Raw genomic sequence first — 19,113 nt, forward strand, 5'->3', positions numbered from 1 at the left:
GACCATAGACATGCTCGGGGCAGTCGCCCCAGCGCCCACCACTTTGCAGCGCATGAACGATGCCAGAAAGCACCCGGCGGTCATCTACCCGCGGCATCCCGCGCGTGCCGGTTGGCAACAAGGGCGCAATCCGCGCCCACTGCGCATCCGAAAACCAGAAGAAATCCGCCATCGCCAACGCCTCCTCACAGAACGCATTGAATCACAATCACACCCAATCGGGAATCCCATTAATGGGTCCGGACCCTAATTACCCTGTCGCCCATCACTGAGCACACACATTCGCATCGGTCGATGACAATCGCGTGCCGCCGAAACCGACCGAGGTCTGGATCACGATACCTGTCGTCGAGCAGCGCCTTAGCTGGAATCGGACTTTGCGGGCCTGGAAGTCGAGCGAGACCTTGCGGAATGATTGCAGAACGTCGGTTCCGAGAAACAACGCCGGCTCGTCGGCGATCCCGAACAGGTGGAACGGGGGCAGGTCGGCAAAGGCGACCGGCAGGTTCCGGATGAGAATCCCACCGATCTGAAGCTCCGGTATCACCGCGACCTGCAGGTCGATCTCCTTGCCGGTCACGCCGAGCGCCTTCACCACCTCGAACTTCTGATGACGCCGGACAAGCTTGTCGCGGAGGATCGGGTTCCCGACCGTCATCTCCGCGCCGGTGTCGATCACAGCGTCGAGCGATAATCCGCGTGCCCTGACATGGGTCAGAATGAGCTGGCCCCGGCTCCGACGCGCGGTGATCACGATTTCATCGGGCAGGGCTTTCGCCGGCTTGCTCGCGTCCTCGATCTTGATCTGCCGCTTGTCGAAATCCATCATGATGCGCTGCCGGACAAGCGCATCGATGCCGATCATGCCCTGGCCGCCGACATCGTCTTCGTTCAGCGCGGGCAGCTGCAGGTCTTCGATGGTCGTCGGGCCCAGAGTCAGGCTGTCGACCTTCACACGATCGACAAGGCTGCGCTCGGTCATGCCGTTCAGAATGGCGGGCGTGCCGAGCGGCAGTTGAAGCTCGCGGACGATGCGCAACCCAACGACCGAGGTGTCGGCACCGCTGTCGACGATGAACTGGTATGGACCGTGGCCGTTGACATGCACTTCGACGGAGAGGCGCGTTTCCACCTCCCGCGCCTTCACGTCATGTCCGCCGATCGCGAGCGTGTCATCGATGACGGCGGGGGGCAACGCAGGCAGGGTGGATACCGACGGAGGTGCAGGCCTCGGTTTGCTTGGTCGCGGCGTTTGCGCGGCCGCGCCGGTGCTGCTCGCGGTGAGCGCGGCGAGCAACAGGACCAGGCCGTGACGAGGAACGAACATGCTGCGTCCCGACCTCCGGGGCGGGTTCACCCTGTTACGCCCGAATGCCGCCTCGGGCACGTCCTATCTTGGGGGAGGATGGCGCGAGAGGCGAAGCGGGTTGTCATTGCCGGCTGCACCCGCGATTGCCGGTTTGGTGCGCCCGCTGATCAAACCCGGCAGACGGCTATCCAGCCATTGCGCCACGTCACCGTAATTTTAGAGTATCGCGCGCTGGACCCCAGAAAATTGCTCGAATCCTACAAACGCCCCGCTAATGCGGCAGTTGAAGTGCCAGTCAGGAAGCGGCCGAGAAACAGGGCGTCACGTAGGGAATAGTCAACTATGATCGAGCCAGACAACCTCACTATCATTGTTACGGCGCCCAACGAAGCTCTTTCCGAGCTGGAGCTATCTTGGGAGACAGCTGTGTTCAACGCTGAGGATGGCATCGAACCATTGGACTCATTGCATGAGGCAGGAGATGCACTCGTGGCAGTGGCACGGATGGAAAAGGACGGGCCGACTATCTTGGGCAGCGGTGTAATGGTCGGGCCGGGACTGCTTTTGACTGCAACCCATGTACTTGAGGAGTTCGTGCGGGATGGAAACACCCCTGTCTTTATCACGTTTCTCCCGGGCGCAGCGCGCGCTTGGCTCCCGCGACAAACGTCAACAATTTCAGGGTGGAGCAAATTCGATGAAAATCGGAAAATCTACTCCGATCTATCGTTAGTCAGCTGTACATTGAATTCCGCCGCTTATGCTGATTTTCCCCTGATGCTCGCACCTATGCAGGTAGCCCTCCCATTAATTGGCGAGCGGCTCTGGGCTGTTGGATTTAGGCACCAAGGAATTGGTAATCGCKGCGCACGGGTCACACCTTTCGTCTCATCTGGTATTGTAACTGCGGCTTTTCCAAATGGCCGGGGCGATCGCCTAGCTTCGCCTTGTTTTGAAGTTGACATGGATACAGTTGGTGGAATGAGCGGTGGCGCTGTCGTCAACTCCGATGGGTATCTGGTCGGGGTTGTGTCAACCTCATTCGAGGGGGGACCCTCATACATCACCCTGATTTGGGAGGCTATTCGTTTCGGAATCAAAGGCACAATACCGAAACTAAATACTGGCCAGGAAGTAAGCCTCTTGGGCGCCAGCGCCTTGGGCCTCGCGAAGGTCAAGGGAAACGTCCGCCGCGATCTGTGGGGGGACGTCACCATCGTACTTTCCGATGAGGAGGCGAAACTCTTCGCGGATACAGTCCCTCCGTCGCAAAAAGGAGCTATCGGAAAGCTGGGGTTGAGCACTGCCCACTGCGAGGAATTTGTTAACAAATGGCGGGGCGATATGGAGATAATATCGCGAAAGGCCGCGATCGACGCGCTTGAGAATCTTCCCCTTGCGGAAGTGAGGACATTCTTGAAAGTGTCCGAGATGCCGGCGGAGTACCTAGCGGCCATTCACAGTTTCTCGGTTGAGATATTCGAAGGAATTGAAGATTTACGAATATTAACTGCAACGCCAATAGATGAATCCCGCCTTAGTATAGAATATTTTTTCGATATACAGATGCTGATTTGGACGGTGAAAATTCAAAAGGATCTATTTAACTTTAACATGAGCGAGCGGCTAGCACTTTCTGTTAATATAGAAACTGATGGTGATATCGTAAGGGTAGATGTATTTCAGAGCTGGTATTTCAGAGCAACGTTAATTTTTGACCAAGACCAAGGCCTATTTTCTAATTTATTGATTGTCTCAAGTAAAATAAAACGCCGTAGTTAGATGAAATGTAGTAGATATTTAAATTTAACGCCCACAATCCGAGTTAATTTGCGTAATTCTTAAGAATGCAACTTCGTCGTTGCGGTAAACTTGGATACATATATGATATATTATTATTGTCGTTAATTTGGGAATTACGGTGCCACGCGCATATCCCAGACGGGCGAGGCGAAGATCACCGAGGTGCTGAAGGAAGGCGGCCTCTCGCGCGCGCGGCGCGCGGTGGAGGCGCCGTTCAATATGATTCTTGAGACGGGGTTTGATTTGGGTTGGCGATTTCAACGACGCACCTCACCGCAGTCCCAGATGGCCAAGACCAAAACCTCTTGACAAAAACCGCTTGAGAACATAGAGAGAACTTTATGAAGTGTGTCCGAATCGGGGATGATTCCCCCTTCCATGGCGGTTCGTCGTACAATAGAGACGTTTGATCTCGGGGGGGGATGGCGAACTTGTCGCTCAAGCGTTTACCTGGATAGAGACCCCGAGTCGGGATGATGACCAAGGGGAATGTAATGTCTTCAATTTCTATGCCGCCGTCAATTCCGAGCCGGGCCGACCTCCTAGAGAGGCTGGTCCAAGACTCCGGCGGGCAAGCGACTCTGGAGCAACTCGACGAGCAGAAGATATCATTTATCTACGGAAATTTGCCGGCCAGTAGCAAAATTACTCGCGAGCAGGTAGCCGCCCGAGTTACTAGATCGCGAGCGGTAGCTTAACCAAGTGTATGTATTCGACCTGGTCGGGGGCGATGAAGAAGATCCTATCTACCAATCTCTCGCTATAGATAGCTTGGGCAGACAGTACGATTTTCTCAAGTCCATCGTTAAAACCTCCTTGTCCCTAAAGAGGGACATGTTATCGTTAGAGGTGATTCTATCCTTGAATCACCATGTCATCTCTTGCCTGCACGCCACGGCAGGGCAATTGCGACCATGCGGCGTCTCGGTAGGCAAGCATACCCCTCCTCCGTACTATCAAGTACCTCCTCTGATGAACATGTTCATCGATGAGGTGAACCGTAAATGGCAATCGGCGGATCCGATATTTTTAGCCACGTATGTGTTATGGCGATTGAACCATATTCATCCTTTTGTGAATGGAAATGGACGAACAGCTAGAGCAGCGTGCTACTTTATTTTGTGTTTAAAATTTGATCGATGGTTGGAAGGAAAACCTAACCTGCCTGAACTCATAAGGCGTGATCGCCCAGAATACGTAGCGGCGTTAGAGCATGCGACAGATACCTATGAGCAGGGGAAAATTGATCTCAGCATTCTTCATTCCTTGCTGGAACGACTGCTGGATGAGCAGGACTATTCGCGTAGGATGACTACCTAGATATTTGTAGTTATTAGTCCGCCGTGATATATTTAGGTTGAGCCTGTCGGGATTACGGCGACAAGTGTAGCTTTATTTCATAATCGCCCGAGAGAAACGAGGTTTGCGGGTGTCATTAAAACCCGATCATTCGTCATCGAATCCAGGAAGGTCCAGCTGCTCGCCGAACGCCAGGAACATCAAAGGAGCTTCGTCGTCCAGGAGCGTTTTGCGCAGCTTGCTGGCGTTCGCAAAGTTTCCAAGGACACTGTTGGGATAGAGCGATTGCTCCGTCTCGACGATGCGGGCAAACGAGTGTTCGTTAAGCTCCCGGGTAATAAAGCTCTGGAGGCCTGGGCCGGGTCGGAAGCCCCACAGCAGAATGCGCCGCGCCGCGCGGAGAAGATTTCCATCGATTGAGGGGTTGGGAAGCAGGTTCACATCAATGGAGCGTTCGGCGATCCGCTCCAGATACCCCGGAAGCGCATGGAGCCGCCGCGTCCCAATCTCGTAGCAGATCGCGTCACAGTCGAAGAAGGTCGTATGGACAAGATCAGCTAACGACTCCACCTGCACCAGCCCCACGGCTGCAGCCCAAGTGTTCGGTAGCGACCAGAAGTCCACCTTCCAGTGGGGGTGAGTGGACGAGAAGCCGCCGAAGCGGTTGGGAGTTGCGCCCAGCGTCGAAGCCAGCGCGGCCACCATCTCTGGCGCCGCATCGACGACAAGGTCGATATCGGACCGGAAGCCGACCTTACCGCGACGGGCGATGTCGCGAACCAGCCCGCCGATGATCGCAACGGGGCCCAACGGCTGGAACTGCTTCGCGAGAATCTCGCGCAGGCGCCGGATCGGCAGCGCGTCGTCGCGGAGGTAGTCGTCGATGCGTCGTTTAAGCTTCGGTAGGGTTTCCGCAGGCTGCACCTAGTTAATACCCTTCAGCTCTTCCCAGAGCTTGATCGTGAAGGTGTCAGTCATGCCCGATATCATGTCGGTGAGCAGGCGGAGTTCACGGTAGCGCACCGACGCCGCGATGCCGCCCACGTTGTCCGAGCGTGACGCGTCCTCTAGGTAGTTTTGGCTGATGAGCGCAAACACGTACTTGTTCTTAGCGCCCGAACGCCGGGCGAGGATGTCATCAAATTTGTCGCGCGGCCGGTCATGGATCGCGTCCCAGAATGCGGTCATTAGGCCATCGATTGCCTCAGCTCCGCGCGCCTCCATTCGCAGCACGCTCGGATTTCCGAAGGCGTGTTGCCTAGCGAGCGCCTTTAGCTTTTCACACAGGCCGCTGTCATCCATTAGTGGCGCGCGGTGCGTAAAATCATTCACAGCTGTACCCGCCGCCACGAAACCGTCGCTGGCGTGTTCGATGAGCGCGTCGATGAAATAGGCGCGTAGATAGCCGATCTTGATATCTCTCGCGATCTCTGGCCGCCGGCTGGCGGCATCGACTTCGTCGAACTTCGAGCGCGCTTTGGCTACAACATGGTGATCGGAGGTGCCGGCATCAGCCAACAGGCTGGCCAAAACATCATCTGGAGAGATCACGCCCTTCTTCATCGCGTCGTCGACGTCCAACACGGAGTAGGCGATGTCGTCGCAGGCCTCCATGATCCAGGTCAGCGGGTGACGCTGTCCCTCGTCGAGACCGGTCTCCGCGCGCAGTCCCTCGACAAGCGTCCGCTCCGATTCGAAGTATCCATACTTCTTCGTAATTGGGTTGCCCTTGGCGCGATTGGGAGCCCCGACCGGATACTTTATCGCGGCTGCCAGTGTGGCCGAGGTTAGATCCAGGCCGAGATGGGCGATGTTTGTCTGGAGTTTGGAGACGAGTCGGAGCGTCTGGGGATTGCCGTCGAACTCGAGGAACTCTTTGTGAAGCTCTTCCGGGATGGCAACCGGCAGCCCCTGAACCTTGGCGTCGTGGTTCGTGAAGATCCATTCGCTTCGGCGCTCGAACCATCGGCTGATCGCCGCCTCGCCCTGATGTCCGAATGGCGGGTTGCCAAGGTCATGCGCCAAGCCGATGGCTGACAACATGGGCTGGACCACTTGATGCAAATCGGCTCCGGTGAAAAGCTCAGCATTGGCCGCGTGGATGCGCGTCCCGATGGAGCGGGCGAGATTAGCGACCTCATGGGAGTGGGTGAGCCTGGTCCGAACCCCGTCATTGGCATCCATCGGCCAGACCTGTGTCTTGTCCGAGAGGCGACGCACAGGCGTCGAGAACAGCAAACGGTCATAGTCCTGCTGGAACCGTGACCGCACCTCGTCGCGCTTCGCCTTGTCATCGGCGGTTTCGCCTGCCCGCCGATCCGACCATATCGTTGCCATTCGAATCCACCGCCATGCCTCACTGCGGCGAGGCAATAGGCGCCTAGCGCCCGGCGTCCAAGCACCGCCTTGCTCACCGATACCAATCTCAAGGGGATCGGGACGCCGTACGAATTCGCCGTGAAAATGGAACATAAGTCGAACATACGATGCGATGACTTCGAATGGAAGGCACTATCCGCGACGAGCCCATTACTGAGTCGCGTCGACAAAGCCGCACTCAACTTTACGCTGCCGTCACGTGGCGTCCTCCCTCTCAGCCACCCCACCCCTGACCATCGACATGTCCCAAGTCCGAGCGACCACGACCTCGTCCTCATAAGTCGGCTCGTCCTGGTGCGGATACGGTAATCGCTCCATCAGTGTAGAGCGCGACCCTGGAATCGTTTCTGTTCGAGTTCCGCCTCCCGCACCATCGCCGTCCAGCGACGCTTCGCGGCGCGGCTGCCCTTCAGCGCCTGTTCCGTCGGTGCCCGGAGCATCGCGCGGTTCGCTGTCATCATGGTCTCGACGTCACCTTCGCGCACCGCCACCAGCCGATAGGCTTCCTCCAGGATCAGCGCCCGGGTCGGCTCGTCGGATCCGAGCAGGCAGTTTCGGTGCCACGTGCAAAAACCCCTCAACTAGGGTGCCAACGATCGCGTGAGAGAAAGGAGGTTGTTGCAACTATCGCCGAAACCGCAGTCATCTTTGCCGCCGGCCCGCCCGGCTCCAGTGTGCATGCTGGCCGCCCGAGTCCCCGCTATTCCTCCCCCTCAGCCACCCCACCCCTAACCATCGACGTGCCCGTGGACCGATCCACCAAAATCTCGTCCTCATAAGACGCGCCGCCCTCGCGGGGATACATCGGCCGCTCCATCAGATTATAGAGCGCGATCTGGTCCCTTTTCTGTTCGAGTTCAGCCTCCCGCACCATCGCCGTCCAGCGCCGCTTCGCATTGGTGTCGCCCTTCAGCGCAGCCTCGGTCAAGGAGCGGAGCATCGCGCGGCTCGCCGTCATCATGGTCTCGACGTCGCCATCGCGCACCGTCACCAGCCGATAGGCTTCCTCGAGGATCAGCGCCCGGGTCGGCTGGTCGGACCCAGGCAGCCGATCGCCCGGTGCCCCCGTCGCCATCCGTTTGCGCGGCCGCCCCGCCGGGTTGCCCGATACACCCCTGGCAAAGGGCTGGCCCGTCCCCCGGCGCTGCGTCCCCGGGGGCGCGGCGCCCTCGTCAGCCAGCTCGGCATCGTCCGCCTGCTCGTCATGTTCGTCCCAGCCAGTTGATTCTAAAACTCGATCGGTCATGCCATCACTCCCGGCTATGATTCGTCCTGACGCCTCTCAAACCGATTCCGCGCTCATGTTGAATCAACTGCTGGCTGTTTCCGGGAAAATGCTGGCTGTTCCGGCGAAAAAGCTGGCTGTTTTCTGGCTGTTATTGAATAACAGCCAGCACCCACTCAAGCATTTGAATTCACGTCGAAAATTCGCGCAGAGAATCCAACATAACAGCCAGCAAAAAAATTTTCTCGAAAACAGCCAGGAACAGCCAGCTTTTTCGCGCGCCCCTGCGCCAGGCTATCGCCTGCCGGAAAGAAGTGCTGGTTCTCGCAAAGGCGCGAAGGCGCAAAGAGAAAAAGACCGCCCGGGGGCGCAGGTCATCGCCCCCCGCGAGTCTTGCCGCGAAGCTCACCTCCCGCGAGTCACCTTTGCGCCTTCGCGCCTTTGCGTGAACATCTTGAAAGCCCCGCGGGGCCACGCCCCTGAAGGGCACTTCAGCCAGCTACCGCTTCGCCACCAGCCGCTTGAACTCGTCGATCCCGCAAGACCCGCCGGAACGCGTCCGGAACGAGTCCCGGTCGGCGCACACCATCCCGTCAGCCGTCGGCTTCAGATAGAAGCCGGAATAGAAATCGAGCGACGGGCAGTTCTTGTCCAGCTTCGCGCGCACCCGGTCGCCATCTTCGATGATCAGGTCGACGCTGTCGGGCGCCGCAATCAAGGCACCTTCGAGCTTCACCATCGGCACGCATTTCGGGCCCTTCTTCTCGACCCAGCGGACTCCCTCGGGCGGATCGTCGGCGCGGGGGCGGGTGAAGGGCAGGCGGGGGATGCGGATGATGATGCGCTGGTGCAGCGTCAGCTGCGCGACCTCGAACTCCTCGAAGCGCGATTCCTGAGCCGAGGCCCCGGGGACGAGGGCAAGCAGAATCAGCGCGGGAACCATCAATCGAGACATGTCTTCCCGCCGTTACCCGAAATGCTTGAACACCCGATGAATTGGCTGAGCGCTGCCCGCATGATAGGGGCGCGGTCATGACGCCCGCAATAGCAAGCCTGCTCGATTCCGTCCGTGCCGCGCTCGGCCCGAAGGCGGTCATCACGGATCCAGCCGAGATCGCCCCCTGGCTCGAGGATTGGCGCGGCCGCTATCACGGCGCCGCCCCCGCTATCCTCGCGCCGGACAGCCGGGACGGCGTCGCGACCATCATCGCGCTCGCTCATGCCGCGCGCGTCCCGCTGGTGCCGCAGGGCGGCAACACCGGCATGGTCGGCGGTGCCACGCCTCCGGCCGATGGCTCCGCGCTCATTCTCTCGCTGCGACGGATGAACCGCATCCGCTCGGTCAGCGCCGCTGATGGCCTAGCCGTTGCCGAGGCGGGGGTCATCCTCGCCACCCTCCACGAAGCGGCGKGGGCTGAGGGCATGCGCTTCCCCCTCACGCTCGGCGCCTATGGCAGCGCCACGATCGGCGGTCTCTGCTCCACCAATGCCGGCGGCACCCAGGTGCTGCGCTTTGGCACCATGCGCAGCCTCGTCGCCGGCGTCGAGGCAGTGCTGCCCGATGGCAGCGTGCATGATGGCCTCGCCGCGCTGAAGAAAGACAATCGCGGTTACGATCTCAACCAGCTTCTGGTCGGCGCCGAGGGTACGCTCGGCATCATCACCGCCGCCACGCTGCGCCTCGTGCCCGCGGTGGCGGCGCGCGCCGTAGCCTGGGTCGGGCTCGCTGATCCCGAAACCGCGCTCGCCCTGCTGCGCCGACTCGAATCGGGGACTGACAGCATCGAAAGCTTCGAGATCATCCCCGATGAAACCCTCGCGCTGGTGCTGAAGCACGTCCCCGGCAACCGAGCGCCACTCGATTCAGCCCAGAAATGGCACGTGCTGATCGAGTCCGTAACGGACGATCCCGCCGCCGCCGAGTCGCCCGCCGCCCTGCTCGAGCGCCTGCTCCTCCCCGCCATTGCTGACGGTCAGGTCACCGACGCGGTCATCGCCGCGAGCGAGGCCCAGGCCGAAAGCTTCTGGCGCCTCCGCCACTCGATCTCGGAGGCTGAGCGGACTGACGGGCCCGCCATGCAGCACGACATCTCGGTGCCCGTAGCCGCCATGCCACGCTTCATGGTTGAGGCCGCCGCGACCTGCGACGCGCGTTTCCCCGGCACCCGCGCCTCGGGGTTCGGCCATCTGGGCGACGGCAATGTCCATTTCCATGTGCGCGCGCCGCGCGGTGTCGATGCGGCGCGCTGGTATGCCGAGGAGGGGCCGGTCATCACCCGCTTCGTCAATGATCTCGTCGTTGCCGCGGGCGGCTCGATCTCGGCCGAGCACGGCATCGGCCAGATGAAGCTCGCTGAGCTCGAGCGCCTGTCCTCGCCCGCGCGCATGGCGGCGCTCCGCGCGATCAAGGCTGCGTTCGATCCTTATGCCCTTATGAACCCCGGTAAGCTCGTTGCGCTTGCGCCCGAGCCTGTGGCACCATAGAGCCGGGCGCCGTCCGGCACGCTCAAGCCGTCACTTTGTTCCAATGGAGAGTTTTCGATGGCCAGTGCGCCGCAACAGCAGCTTCCCCTTTTCTACCAGGCGCTCGAACCGCTTTCGAGCGAGACGCATGCCGCCTTCAAGATGCAGCAGCTCACCCATGCCAAGTTCCTGGTCGGTCAGCATGCCATCCCGATCACCGTCGACGAGTTCGCGCTGGTGCAGCGCCGCCTGCCGATCGTCTTCACTGAGGGTGACGATCCCGTTCCGCTCGCGCTGATGGGCCTGAACGAAGGCGTCAACGTCTTCGTCGCCGCAGACGGCACTCTGACGGAAGCCGAGATGTACATCCCGGCCTATATCCGCCGCTATCCCTTCATGCTCGCCCGCCTCGCGCCCGGCGCGCAGGAGCTGTCGCTCTGCTTCGATCCCACCGCAGAGGGCATTGGCGCGTCGGACGAAGGCCAGCCGCTCTTCACTGACGGCCAGCCAAGCGACGTCACCAAGAGCATCCTCGAGTTCAACGAATCGTTCGAACAGGCCGGTGCCCGCACCCAGCAGTTCATGCGCGATCTGAAAGAGCTCGAGCTGCTGATGCCCGGCGAGACGACGATCACGACCGATGGCGTCGAGCAGCCCTTCGTGTATCGCGGCTTCCAGATCATCAACGAAGAGAAGCTGAGCGAACTGCGTGGCGATCAGCTGCGCAAGATCCACAAGAACGGCATGCTGCCGATGCTCTACGCGCATCTCTTCTCCATCTCGCTGATGCGCGAGATCTTCAGCCGCCAGATGCAGCTCGGCCTCGTGCCACTGCCGCAGCTCCAGCCGGCCGTCTGATCCTGATAGCGAGCCCGCGCTCACCCGGTGGTGGGCGCAAATCTCGTTGATCGAAACCTAAGCCCCTCCCCTTCAGGGGAGGGGTTGGGGTGGGGCAGTGCCGCATGCTCGGCGCTCGCGGATGGCCCCCACCCCCAACCCCTCCCCTGAAGGGGAGGGGAGATAAGTCGCGCTTCCTGCAACATCGCTGCGTTGATTCACATCGCTACGGCATCGCGGCATAGCTTCATGCCACGCGAATCGGTCCTTGCCCTTACGGCATCGGGGTTTTTCACCCGCTGTTAAAAGGCATAGTCAAACCGGTGTCATTTGCCACTTGAAGCCCGAAAACCAGCGACCTATATCTGTGGTGCGCGGCTCCCGTGTCCCCCCTTTCGCGGGGCCGTGTGATGCACCTTCGGGTGCATCTCCTCCCTGAACCTTGGCCACCGCGTGCTGCATTGCACGCGGTGGTTTTTTTATTCGGGGTTACTCGGCGGCCAGCGCCGAAGGCACAGCAAGCGCCTCATCGGCCACCGCATCGATCATCCGCCGCAGCACCACCGCCAGCGCCGCCAGCCCATCGGCGGGCCTGTCCAGCGCCGGGTCGAGGTACAGCGCCCGGTCGAACTCGATCTGGATGGCATGCACCCCCGCCTTTGGCCGCGCCTGCGCATCCAGGATATGGCCGCCCGCATAGGGCGCGTTGAGCGCGCAGGTGATCCCGGCCGCGCTCGCCTCGCCCTGCAGCCGGTGAACGAACCGCGAGGCCGCCGATCGCCCGAACCGGTCGCCCAGCACGATCCGGGCCGCACCCTCTCCCGGCTCAATCGAGGGCATTGAGTGGAGATCGAGCAGCACCGCCGTCCCGAACCGCGCCCGCGCCCGCGTCAACGCATCAGCCAGCGCCGCGTGATAGGGGCGGTGGTCCCGCGCGATCCGCCCCGCCACCTCATCGGCATCGAACCGCCGCCGCCAGATCTCGCCCGCGCCCGACACACGCCGCGGCACCAGGCCGAGCCCGCCGCGCGTCTTGGCGGACATCATCGGCATCGACTGCCGGCTCGCGCCGTCATCGATCCCGGGGTCGCGCTCCTGCTCGCTTCGATTCAAATCGATCCAGGCACGTGGCAGACGCTGCACAAGCATGGTCTCGCGGCCACGCGCCAAAACTGCTACGGCATCAATATACCGGTCTTCCAGCGCGGTCAGAGCCGCCAGCGGCACGCGCAGTGCGGCGCGCAGGGCGAGGGGGTAATCGCGGCCGGCATGGGGCACCGAGAGAATGACCGGACTCGCCGGCTCGGCGTCGCCGTAAAGATCGAAGGAGAGCGGGGCATCGGCCATTGAACGTCAACCTAGGGCGAGGCCGGTTTCATCGCAATCGGTGTAAGCTTCGCTGGAAAATCTTAAGTCATTTGAGCATAAACCTGCTCGGGTAATTGGTGGGACCACGGATGATCAGGATATTGCTAGCCGAAGACGACCGGGTGATGCGCGAGTATCTGACGCGTGCGCTTGAGCGTTCGGGCTATGCCGTCAGCGCGGTCGATCGCGGCACCGCTGCGATTCCGCTGCTCCAGACCGAACCGTTCGATCTGCTCCTTACCGATATCGTCATGCCCGAGATGGACGGCATCGAGCTTGCGCAAAAGGCCGGCGAGATGTGCCCGGAGCTGCGCGTCATGTTCATTACCGGCTTTGCGGCGGTCACGCTGAAGGCCGGCAAGACGGTCCCCCAGGCCCGCGTGCTCTCCAAGCCCTTCCACCTGCGCGACCTCGTGATGGAGGTCGATCGCATGTTCGAAATGGAGAACGTCACGCGGGGCCCCCTGAATTAGCGCGTGAGGGTGCTTGCGCAGGCGGACAACCCCCGCTAGAGCGCCCAACTCGCGTGGGCGTGTAGCTCAGTGGTAGAGCACTGTGTTGACATCGCAGGGGTCGCAAGTTCAATCCTTGCCACGCCCACCATTTTAAAAAAGCCCGTGAAGTCATCTGACTTTGCGGGCTTTTTTAATGCCCGACGTCCCCGGCCGCCGCCCGGATCATCCGCGATCGGAACTTCACCTTCTGCCAGAAGGTCGCGTCCTGCAGCTTGCGCGCCTTGATCGCCGCATCGGTCAGCGAGTCGAGCTGGGCGTCGCTCACCGCCTCGCTCTCGCGCGCATAGAGGAGCGACATCTCTTCGAGCTTCTCGCGCTGTTCCTTGGCGACGAGCGCGGAGCCACCAGTGGTGAGCTTGTGTACAGAGGCAAGCGACATGCTCTTTCCCCTCCCAACCTGCATGCAACGCCTTGATGCACATCAGGTTCCATAGCGTGGCTTGCGTCGCGGTGGCGCCGTGGCTAAGGCCGCGCACGTGACGGGTCCCGGAGACGGGATCAAGAGGGAAATCGGTGCGCGGACCTCTCCGCAAAACCGATGCTGCTCCCGCAACTGTAACCGGATAGCCGGTGCTCCATCACGCCACTGGGCTCGCGCCCGGGAAGGCGGGGCGCCACGCGAAGACCCGGAAGCCAGGAGACCTGCCCGCCACAGTCGATCCATCGCGCGGGCGGGATGCACCGGGCGGACGAGGGCGTTACCTCGAGTGAACGACATGAACCGGGCCGCAAGGACCGGGTGTCGTGTAGAGGCGCCCCTGGTCCCTCGGCCCCCATGTGAAGGGGCAATGCCATGATCGATTACCGTAAGTTCCTGCTGACCAGCGCAGCCTTGCTCGCCGCGACCGCCGCGCACGCCCAGGACGCGCCGGCCGCCGCCGCGCCGCAGGCTGCTCCCGCCGACGACTGCCAGACGACGAACGACTGTGACATAGTCGGCGACTTCGTCCGCCTACCGCCAGACATCATCGTTTCGGCCGGCGCACCACAACATGCCAACCAGATCGGCCAGGCCGTAACCGTCATCACCCGCGACGAGATCGAGCAGCGCCAGACCGTCTCTATCTCCGACCTGCTCGCCACCACGCCCGGCGTGACCGTGTCGCGCAATGGTGGTGTCGGGACCCTCACCGCGGTCCGCATCCGCGGCGCCGAGGGCGAGCAGACACTGACGATCATCGACGGCGTCCGCGTCAATGATCCCTCCTCGCCCGGCGGTGCGTTCGATTTCGGCGCCCTCCTCGCTGGCTCGGTCGAGCGCATCGAGGTGCTGCGCGGTCCGAACTCAGTGCCCTGGGGCAGCCAGGCGATCGGCGGCGTCATCAACATCACCACCATGAAGCCGAGTGAGGGCCTGCAGGGCCGCGGCAGTGTCGAATATGGTTCGCATGACAGCGTCTTCGCCAATGCCGCCGTCTCGGGCGGCTCCGGCCCCGTAACCGCAGCGCTGACCGGCGGCTATGCCCGCACAGATGGCATCTCGGCCTACGCCAAAGGCACCGAGCCCGATGGCTATGAACAATATGGTGCGACCGGCAGTGTTGGTATCGCCTTCACCGACGAAATCGGCATCGACCTGCGCGCTTATTATGCGCACAGCCATGTCGATCTCGACGGCTTCCCCGCCCCGAACTATGTCCTCGCCGACGACGCCGAATATTCGATCGCGCAGGAGATCTATGGCTATGCCGGCCTCCACGCCAATCTGATCGATGGCCGCTTCCGGAACCGCCTCGCCTTCACTGTCGCCGACGTCAACCGCGACAATTATGATCCGGCGTTCGGCCCAGTGGTCAGCTTCTTCTCGCGCGGGCGCAGCGAGCGGTACGAATATCAGGGCGACTTTCAGCTGGTCGAGCAGGTCCGCATCGTCGCCGGCGCCGAGCACGAGAACAGCCGCTTCTTCGACGGCTCCAACCGCCATGCCAGTGGCATCACCAGCTTCTATGGCGAGGCGATCGTCAAGCCGATCGAGATACTGACCGTCACCGGTGGCGTTCGCCACGACGACAACAGCGATTTCGGCGGCCATGTCAGCTTCGGTGCCAATGCCGCACTTGCCTTGCCTGAAGGCACTACGCTGCGCGCCAGCTATGCCGAAGGGTTCAAGGCGCCGACCCTGTATCAGCGCTTCGCGCAATATTACGGCACCATCAACCTGAAGCCCGAAACCGCGCGCAGCTATGATCTCGGCATCGAGCAGTCCTTCCTCGACCGTCGCGCCAAGGTCAGTGCCACCTGGTTCCACCGCGACACGCACAACCAGATCGGCTTCGATCTCAGCACCTTCACCTATTTCAACACCACCCGCACGCGCGCCCAGGGTGTCGAATTTGAGCTGGAACTGCGTCCAGTCGATGCGCTGACCTTCACGGCGAACTACAACTATATCGACGCGATCGACCGCACCCCCGGCGCGACCTTCGGCAAAGATCTCGCCCGGCGTCCGAAACAGGCGGTCAGCGCCTCAATCGATTACCGCTTCCCCTTCCGCCTGTCGGTCGGGGCGACGATCAGCCATGTGGGTGACAGCTTTGACAACGCCGCCAACACCGTGCGGCTCGACGGCTATGTCCTGGCCGGCTTGCGGGCTGAAATGCCGATCGGCGATCGCTTCGCGCTTTACGGGCGTGTCGAGAATCTGTTCGACGAGAAGTATCAGACCGTCGCCGGCTATGGCACCTACGGCCGCACTGCCTATGCCGGCATCCGGGTGAAGCTGAACTGATGAGACTGGTCCTGCCGCTCGCGTTGCTGCTCGCCGGGTGCTCCGCACCGGTAAAGCCGCACGCGAGTGGCGGGGCCCCCGTCAGGATCGTCTCGACCAACCCCTGCGCCGATGCGATGCTGGTCGAGCTCGTCCCGCCGGACCGCATCGCCGCAATCAGCCATTATTCGCAGGACCCTGCCGCAACCTCGATGCCGCTGGAGGTGGCGAACCATTTCGCCACCACCGCCGGCACAGCGGAGGAAGTGATCGCGCTTGATCCTGATCTGGTGCTGACGAGCAGCTTTACGCCAGCGAGCACACGCAACGCCTATGACCGGGCCGGGCTGAAGACGCTGCTGCTCGATTCGCCAACGACGATCGAAGCGAGCAAGACGCAGATCGCACAGGTCGCGGCGGCGGTCGGGGAGAGCGCGCAGGGCAGGGCGCTCAATGCCAGAATAGATCGTGCGGTTGCCTCAGCCCTTCCACGCTCAGCGCCGGGGAAGGGCCAGGAACCCTCCGCCCTTCTCTTCATCGTCGGTGGCCTTGCCAGTGGTTCGGGCAACCTCCTTGACGAACTCCTGAACCGCGCCGGCTTCCGCAACGCGGCCGCCGATTACGGCCTCGCCTTCACCGGCAATCTCCCGATCGAGGCCATCGCAGCCCATCCGCCACGCGTGATCCTCACGCCCGGCCCGTCGCGCACCTCCACGCTCCGCGCTCGCGTACTCACCGCGACCCGCGCGGGCACCGTCGAGGCGGCCTTCCCCCGCACGCTCGTCAATTGCGGCGGCCCGACGATCATACCCGCGATCACCCGTCTCGCCGCGATCCGCCGGCAGCTCGCGTCGTGACGCGCAAGCTCGCCTTCCTGATCCTGCTCGTGGTGCTCGCCTTTGGCCTGTCGCTGATCGCCGGCAAGGCCTGGGTCCCGCCCTCCGCCTGGTTCTCGCCCGATCCGCGCTTTGCCATCATCGTCGAGCTTCGCCTGCCGCGCGCGATCCTCGGTCTCGCTATCGGCGCCGTCCTTGGCCTGTCGGGCGCCGTCCTGCAGGGCTATCTCCGCAACCCGCTTGCTGACCCGGCGGTGGTCGGCGTCTCCTCGAGTGCGGCGCTCGGCGCGGTCGCGGCGATCGTGCTCGGCATCGCCGCCAACCCGCTTGTCCTGTTCGCCTGCGCGATGGGTGCCGCCGCCGGATCGATGGCGCTTCTCGCTGCGCTCACCTGGCGTTCGCCGAGTCCCGTCCAGTTCATCCTTGCCGGCACCGTGCTCGCCAGCCTTGCCGGGGCGCTCACCGCTTTCCTGATCTCGGTGGCGCCGAACCCCTATGCGGTCGCTGAGGTGATCGACTGGCTGATGGGCGCGCTCACCGATCGCAGCCTGGACGACGTTCGCACCGCGCTACCGTTCATGGCGCTCGGCGCGATTCTGCTGTTCCTGACGGGCCCGTCGCTCAACGCGCTGACCCTTGGCGAGGAGGCCGCCCGCTCGCTCGGTGTTCGGCTCGGCAGGCTTCAGGCCCTGGTCGTGCTCGGCACCGGCCTCACGATCGGCGCCAGTGTCGCGGTGACAGGCGTGGTCGGCTTTGTCGGCCTCGTTGTCCCGCATCTCCTCCGCCCTTTCTTCGGCCACCGTCCTTCATCGCTCCTGTTGCCGAGCGCGCTGGGCGGAGCAGCGCTGGTGCTGACCGCCGACAGCCTGTGCCGTCTCGCGCCGGGTGCTGGCGAAGTCCGGCTCGGCGTGGCGATGGCGCTGATCGGCGCGCCCTTCTTCCTGACGCTGTTGCTGAAGGGGCGCGCGTCATGGAGCTGACCATTCAGGGCGTGGACGTCAGCCTGTCCGGTCGCCGCGTACTCAACGATATCAGCGCAGTCCTTCGTCCCGGTCGCCTGACCGCAATCCTCGGCCCCAATGGCGCTGGTAAAAGCACGCTGATCAAGACCGCCGCGGCGCTGATCGAGCCAACCCAAGGCGTCGTCCGCCTCGGCGATCGTAGCGTCACCGCGCTTGATCCCCGCGAGCGCGCGCGCACCATCGGCTATCTCCCCCAGGATGCGAGCGTCCATTGGAACGTCGCCGCCTCGGAGATCGTTGCGCTCGGCCGCGCACCCCACCGAACGCCCTTTGCTGGCCCGAGCGCGCGCGACCTGGAAGCTGCGATACAGGCCATGGTGGCGACCGAAACGATCCATCTGTCCGATCGCCCGGTCAACGAACTGTCCGGCGGTGAGCGGGCCCGTGTGCTTCTCGCGCGCGTTCTTGCCGGCGAGCCGAAATGGCTCCTCGCGGATGAGCCGCTCGCCAGCCTCGATTCGGCGCATCAGCTCGATATCCTCGAGCGGCTGCAGCAGGTCGCGAGGGGTGGGGCGGGCGTCGCAATCGTCCTCCATGATCTGCTGCACGCGGGGCGCGTAGCGGACGACGTGCTCCTGTTGAAGGAAGGCCGAGTGCTTGCGTCCGGTGAGGCTGCGGCAGTGCTGACGCCCGGGAATTTGCGCGCCGCGTTCGAGATCGAGGTAAGCGTCGAGCGAGACGTGCAGGGGCGGCTGCTTTGCGTGCCGATCGGGCGGGCCCGTCAGTGACCTGATAGCTGCGCCTTGCCTCTCAAGGCTGCAACCGATCGCTTGAGATTCTCGCGCGCAGGCACCTCGAACCGAGCGCGGCCCCAATCCGAAAAATAGAGATTTTCGCGGGCGAGGAATCCTTCCAATATGTCAGCGCGCCCAAGACGAAAGGCGGCATCCGGCACCTCGCGATATTCGTGACGCACACCGGCTTCATACGCGTCGAAATCAGCTGGCGGGGCGCCGAGGATCGACAGATCCATATCGAGGAACAATGCCATATCCTCCGCTTCATCGTCCGGAAGCCCCACGGGTATCGTGTGGCGCGCGGTCGCTTCGATCAGCCGGATCGTGCGATCGAGCGTGGCATCGGTCACCAGGCCTTTCAGCATCTGGGTAGCCAGCGCAGCGCTGCGGCTTTCATTGTCGGCACGGCGCGGTTCGTAGATCGCGTCATGAAGAAGGATCGCCCATCGCACTGCCGCGGGGTCGTGCATTGAGCGTGCGACCTCGGCGTGAAGCGCCAGCAGAGCGACTGGGTGGCTCCAGCCATGATATCCGCGGTCAGGTCCTGAATGCAGCCCACGTATCTCGTCGAGCAGTGTTTCGCTGAGCATGTCACCTCCCTGACGGCTGGTGC

20 protein-coding genes, 1 tRNA gene and 1 riboswitch are annotated in these 19,113 nt (G+C 62.3%); of the genes, 10 read left to right on the forward strand and 11 right to left on the reverse strand.

The window, feature by feature from the left end; genetic code table 11:
• Together AC1DVS_RS24670 and AC1DVS_RS24675 are read right to left on the reverse strand one after the other, a co-directional pair.
• Nucleotides 1-172, reverse strand: a 172-nt coding sequence (locus tag AC1DVS_RS24670) for a transposase (protein WP_478027263.1), incomplete at its 3' end; no start/stop codon positions are given.
• A 93-nt stretch (nucleotides 173-265) separates the two neighbouring features.
• Nucleotides 266-1,327: an aspartyl protease family protein gene (locus tag AC1DVS_RS24675; RefSeq protein ID WP_478027147.1), complete on the reverse strand. Its 1,062-nt coding sequence runs from the start codon at nucleotides 1,325-1,327 to the stop codon at nucleotides 266-268.
• 324 nt (nucleotides 1,328-1,651) lie between these two features.
• Here AC1DVS_RS24675 and AC1DVS_RS24680 point away from each other — a divergent pair, with 324 nt between their 5' ends.
• Nucleotides 1,652-3,091, forward strand: coding sequence for a trypsin-like serine peptidase (locus tag AC1DVS_RS24680; RefSeq protein WP_478027148.1), 1,440 nt, complete (start codon nucleotides 1,652-1,654; stop codon nucleotides 3,089-3,091).
• Nucleotides 3,092-3,946: 855 nt separating this feature from the next.
• On the forward strand, nucleotides 3,947-4,432 hold the full coding sequence (locus AC1DVS_RS24685) for a Fic family protein (RefSeq protein WP_478027264.1): 486 nt from the start codon (nucleotides 3,947-3,949) through the stop codon (nucleotides 4,430-4,432).
• Between the two features lie 126 nt (nucleotides 4,433-4,558).
• Here AC1DVS_RS24685 and AC1DVS_RS24690 read toward each other — a convergent pair whose 3' ends face one another.
• The 6 genes from AC1DVS_RS24690 to AC1DVS_RS24715 all read right to left on the reverse strand — a co-directional run bounded on the left by AC1DVS_RS24690 (nucleotide 4,559) and on the right by AC1DVS_RS24715 (nucleotide 8,970).
• The gene (locus AC1DVS_RS24690) at nucleotides 4,559-5,335 is read right to left on the reverse strand and encodes a hypothetical protein (RefSeq protein ID WP_478027149.1); all 777 of its coding nucleotides are present in this window, start codon (nucleotides 5,333-5,335) and stop codon (nucleotides 4,559-4,561) included.
• A complete protein-coding gene (locus AC1DVS_RS24695) occupies nucleotides 5,336-6,748 on the reverse strand; it encodes a deoxyguanosinetriphosphate triphosphohydrolase family protein (RefSeq protein WP_478027150.1) in 1,413 nt (470 codons plus the stop codon). It abuts the gene before it with no gap.
• Nucleotides 6,749-7,107: 359 nt separating this feature from the next.
• Nucleotides 7,108-7,371: a hypothetical protein gene (locus AC1DVS_RS24700; RefSeq protein WP_478027151.1), complete on the reverse strand. Its 264-nt coding sequence runs from the start codon at nucleotides 7,369-7,371 to the stop codon at nucleotides 7,108-7,110.
• 119 nt (nucleotides 7,372-7,490) lie between these two features.
• Nucleotides 7,491-8,036 carry a DUF5681 domain-containing protein gene (locus tag AC1DVS_RS24705; RefSeq protein WP_478027152.1) on the reverse strand — a complete coding sequence of 182 codons (546 nt, stop codon included), beginning with the start codon at nucleotides 8,034-8,036 and terminating at the stop codon, nucleotides 7,491-7,493.
• Between the two features lie 169 nt (nucleotides 8,037-8,205).
• Entirely contained in the window at nucleotides 8,206-8,424 is a 219-nt protein-coding gene (locus tag AC1DVS_RS24710) for a hypothetical protein (RefSeq protein ID WP_478027153.1), read from the reverse strand.
• 90 nt (nucleotides 8,425-8,514) lie between these two features.
• Nucleotides 8,515-8,970: a hypothetical protein gene (locus AC1DVS_RS24715; RefSeq protein WP_478027154.1), complete on the reverse strand. Its 456-nt coding sequence runs from the start codon at nucleotides 8,968-8,970 to the stop codon at nucleotides 8,515-8,517.
• A 77-nt stretch (nucleotides 8,971-9,047) separates the two neighbouring features.
• On the opposite strand from AC1DVS_RS24715, the gene AC1DVS_RS24720 reads away from it, so the two are divergent.
• Both AC1DVS_RS24720 and AC1DVS_RS24725 read left to right on the forward strand, forming a co-directional pair.
• Nucleotides 9,048-10,499: an FAD-binding oxidoreductase gene (locus tag AC1DVS_RS24720; RefSeq protein ID WP_478027155.1), complete on the forward strand. Its 1,452-nt coding sequence runs from the start codon at nucleotides 9,048-9,050 to the stop codon at nucleotides 10,497-10,499.
• Between the two features lie 57 nt (nucleotides 10,500-10,556).
• A complete protein-coding gene (locus AC1DVS_RS24725; RefSeq protein ID WP_478027156.1) occupies nucleotides 10,557-11,336 on the forward strand; it encodes a SapC family protein in 780 nt (259 codons plus the stop codon).
• A gap of 468 nt (nucleotides 11,337-11,804) precedes the next feature.
• Here the strand turns inward: AC1DVS_RS24725 and AC1DVS_RS24730 are convergent, their stop codons facing one another.
• Nucleotides 11,805-12,662: an N-formylglutamate amidohydrolase gene (locus AC1DVS_RS24730; protein WP_478027157.1), complete on the reverse strand. Its 858-nt coding sequence runs from the start codon at nucleotides 12,660-12,662 to the stop codon at nucleotides 11,805-11,807.
• Between the two features lie 110 nt (nucleotides 12,663-12,772).
• On the opposite strand from AC1DVS_RS24730, the gene cpdR reads away from it, so the two are divergent.
• Together cpdR and AC1DVS_RS24740 are read left to right on the forward strand one after the other, a co-directional pair.
• Nucleotides 12,773-13,156: a cell cycle two-component system response regulator CpdR gene (gene cpdR, locus AC1DVS_RS24735; RefSeq protein WP_478027158.1), complete on the forward strand. Its 384-nt coding sequence runs from the start codon at nucleotides 12,773-12,775 to the stop codon at nucleotides 13,154-13,156.
• 55 nt (nucleotides 13,157-13,211) lie between these two features.
• Nucleotides 13,212-13,286, forward strand: a tRNA-Val gene (locus AC1DVS_RS24740).
• A gap of 42 nt (nucleotides 13,287-13,328) precedes the next feature.
• Here AC1DVS_RS24740 and AC1DVS_RS24745 read toward each other — a convergent pair.
• A complete protein-coding gene (locus AC1DVS_RS24745) occupies nucleotides 13,329-13,577 on the reverse strand; it encodes a hypothetical protein (RefSeq protein ID WP_478027159.1) in 249 nt (82 codons plus the stop codon).
• An 85-nt stretch (nucleotides 13,578-13,662) separates the two neighbouring features.
• A riboswitch (cobalamin riboswitch) is annotated at nucleotides 13,663-13,862 on the forward strand.
• A gap of 129 nt (nucleotides 13,863-13,991) precedes the next feature.
• Here AC1DVS_RS24745 and AC1DVS_RS24750 point away from each other — a divergent pair.
• Genes AC1DVS_RS24750 through AC1DVS_RS24765 form a run of 4 tightly spaced genes read left to right on the forward strand, consistent with a single transcriptional unit; the run spans nucleotide 13,992 to nucleotide 18,491 of the window.
• Nucleotides 13,992-15,926 carry a TonB-dependent receptor plug domain-containing protein gene (locus AC1DVS_RS24750; protein ID WP_478027160.1) on the forward strand — a complete coding sequence of 645 codons (1,935 nt, stop codon included), beginning with the start codon at nucleotides 13,992-13,994 and terminating at the stop codon, nucleotides 15,924-15,926.
• Nucleotides 15,926-16,762, forward strand: a complete 837-nt coding sequence (locus tag AC1DVS_RS24755; protein WP_478027161.1) for an ABC transporter substrate-binding protein — start codon at nucleotides 15,926-15,928, stop codon at nucleotides 16,760-16,762. Before AC1DVS_RS24750 ends, AC1DVS_RS24755 begins: the two co-directional genes overlap by 1 nt.
• Entirely contained in the window at nucleotides 16,759-17,721 is a 963-nt protein-coding gene (locus tag AC1DVS_RS24760) for a FecCD family ABC transporter permease (protein ID WP_478027162.1), read from the forward strand. The genes AC1DVS_RS24755 and AC1DVS_RS24760 overlap by 4 nt, the downstream gene beginning before the upstream one ends.
• A complete protein-coding gene (locus tag AC1DVS_RS24765; RefSeq protein ID WP_478027163.1) occupies nucleotides 17,712-18,491 on the forward strand; it encodes an ABC transporter ATP-binding protein in 780 nt (259 codons plus the stop codon). The genes AC1DVS_RS24760 and AC1DVS_RS24765 overlap by 10 nt, the downstream gene beginning before the upstream one ends.
• Here AC1DVS_RS24765 and AC1DVS_RS24770 read toward each other — a convergent pair.
• Complete coding sequence (locus AC1DVS_RS24770; protein WP_478027164.1) at nucleotides 18,485-19,090, reverse strand: HD domain-containing protein; 606 nt, start codon at nucleotides 19,088-19,090, stop codon at nucleotides 18,485-18,487. The two genes, AC1DVS_RS24765 and AC1DVS_RS24770, sit on opposite strands and share 7 nt — an antisense overlap.
• Nucleotides 19,091-19,113: the final 23 nt, after the last annotated feature.

It is taken from the genome of Sphingomonas sp. P3_C5, assembly GCF_056402635.1.

Excerpts from the sequence above, each read along its gene's own strand:
- AC1DVS_RS24675 (WP_478027147.1), bottom strand. The coding sequence starts at position 1,327 with ATGTTCGTTCCTCGTCACGGCCTGGTCCTGTTGCTCGCCGCGCTCACC.
- AC1DVS_RS24685 (WP_478027264.1), top strand. The coding sequence starts at position 3,947 with ATGTTATCGTTAGAGGTGATTCTATCCTTGAATCACCATGTCATCTCT.
- AC1DVS_RS24695 (WP_478027150.1), bottom strand. The coding sequence starts at position 6,748 with ATGGCAACGATATGGTCGGATCGGCGGGCAGGCGAAACCGCCGATGAC.
- AC1DVS_RS24705 (WP_478027152.1), bottom strand. The coding sequence starts at position 8,036 with ATGACCGATCGAGTTTTAGAATCAACTGGCTGGGACGAACATGACGAG.
- AC1DVS_RS24715 (WP_478027154.1), bottom strand. The coding sequence starts at position 8,970 with ATGTCTCGATTGATGGTTCCCGCGCTGATTCTGCTTGCCCTCGTCCCC.
- AC1DVS_RS24725 (WP_478027156.1), top strand. The coding sequence starts at position 10,557 with ATGGCCAGTGCGCCGCAACAGCAGCTTCCCCTTTTCTACCAGGCGCTC.
- AC1DVS_RS24730 (WP_478027157.1), bottom strand. The coding sequence starts at position 12,662 with ATGGCCGATGCCCCGCTCTCCTTCGATCTTTACGGCGACGCCGAGCCG.
- cpdR (WP_478027158.1), top strand. The coding sequence starts at position 12,773 with ATGATCAGGATATTGCTAGCCGAAGACGACCGGGTGATGCGCGAGTAT.
- AC1DVS_RS24745 (WP_478027159.1), bottom strand. The coding sequence starts at position 13,577 with ATGTCGCTTGCCTCTGTACACAAGCTCACCACTGGTGGCTCCGCGCTC.
- AC1DVS_RS24750 (WP_478027160.1), top strand. The coding sequence starts at position 13,992 with ATGATCGATTACCGTAAGTTCCTGCTGACCAGCGCAGCCTTGCTCGCC.
- AC1DVS_RS24755 (WP_478027161.1), top strand. The coding sequence starts at position 15,926 with ATGAGACTGGTCCTGCCGCTCGCGTTGCTGCTCGCCGGGTGCTCCGCA.
- AC1DVS_RS24765 (WP_478027163.1), top strand. The coding sequence starts at position 17,712 with ATGGAGCTGACCATTCAGGGCGTGGACGTCAGCCTGTCCGGTCGCCGC.
- AC1DVS_RS24770 (WP_478027164.1), bottom strand. The coding sequence starts at position 19,090 with ATGCTCAGCGAAACACTGCTCGACGAGATACGTGGGCTGCATTCAGGA.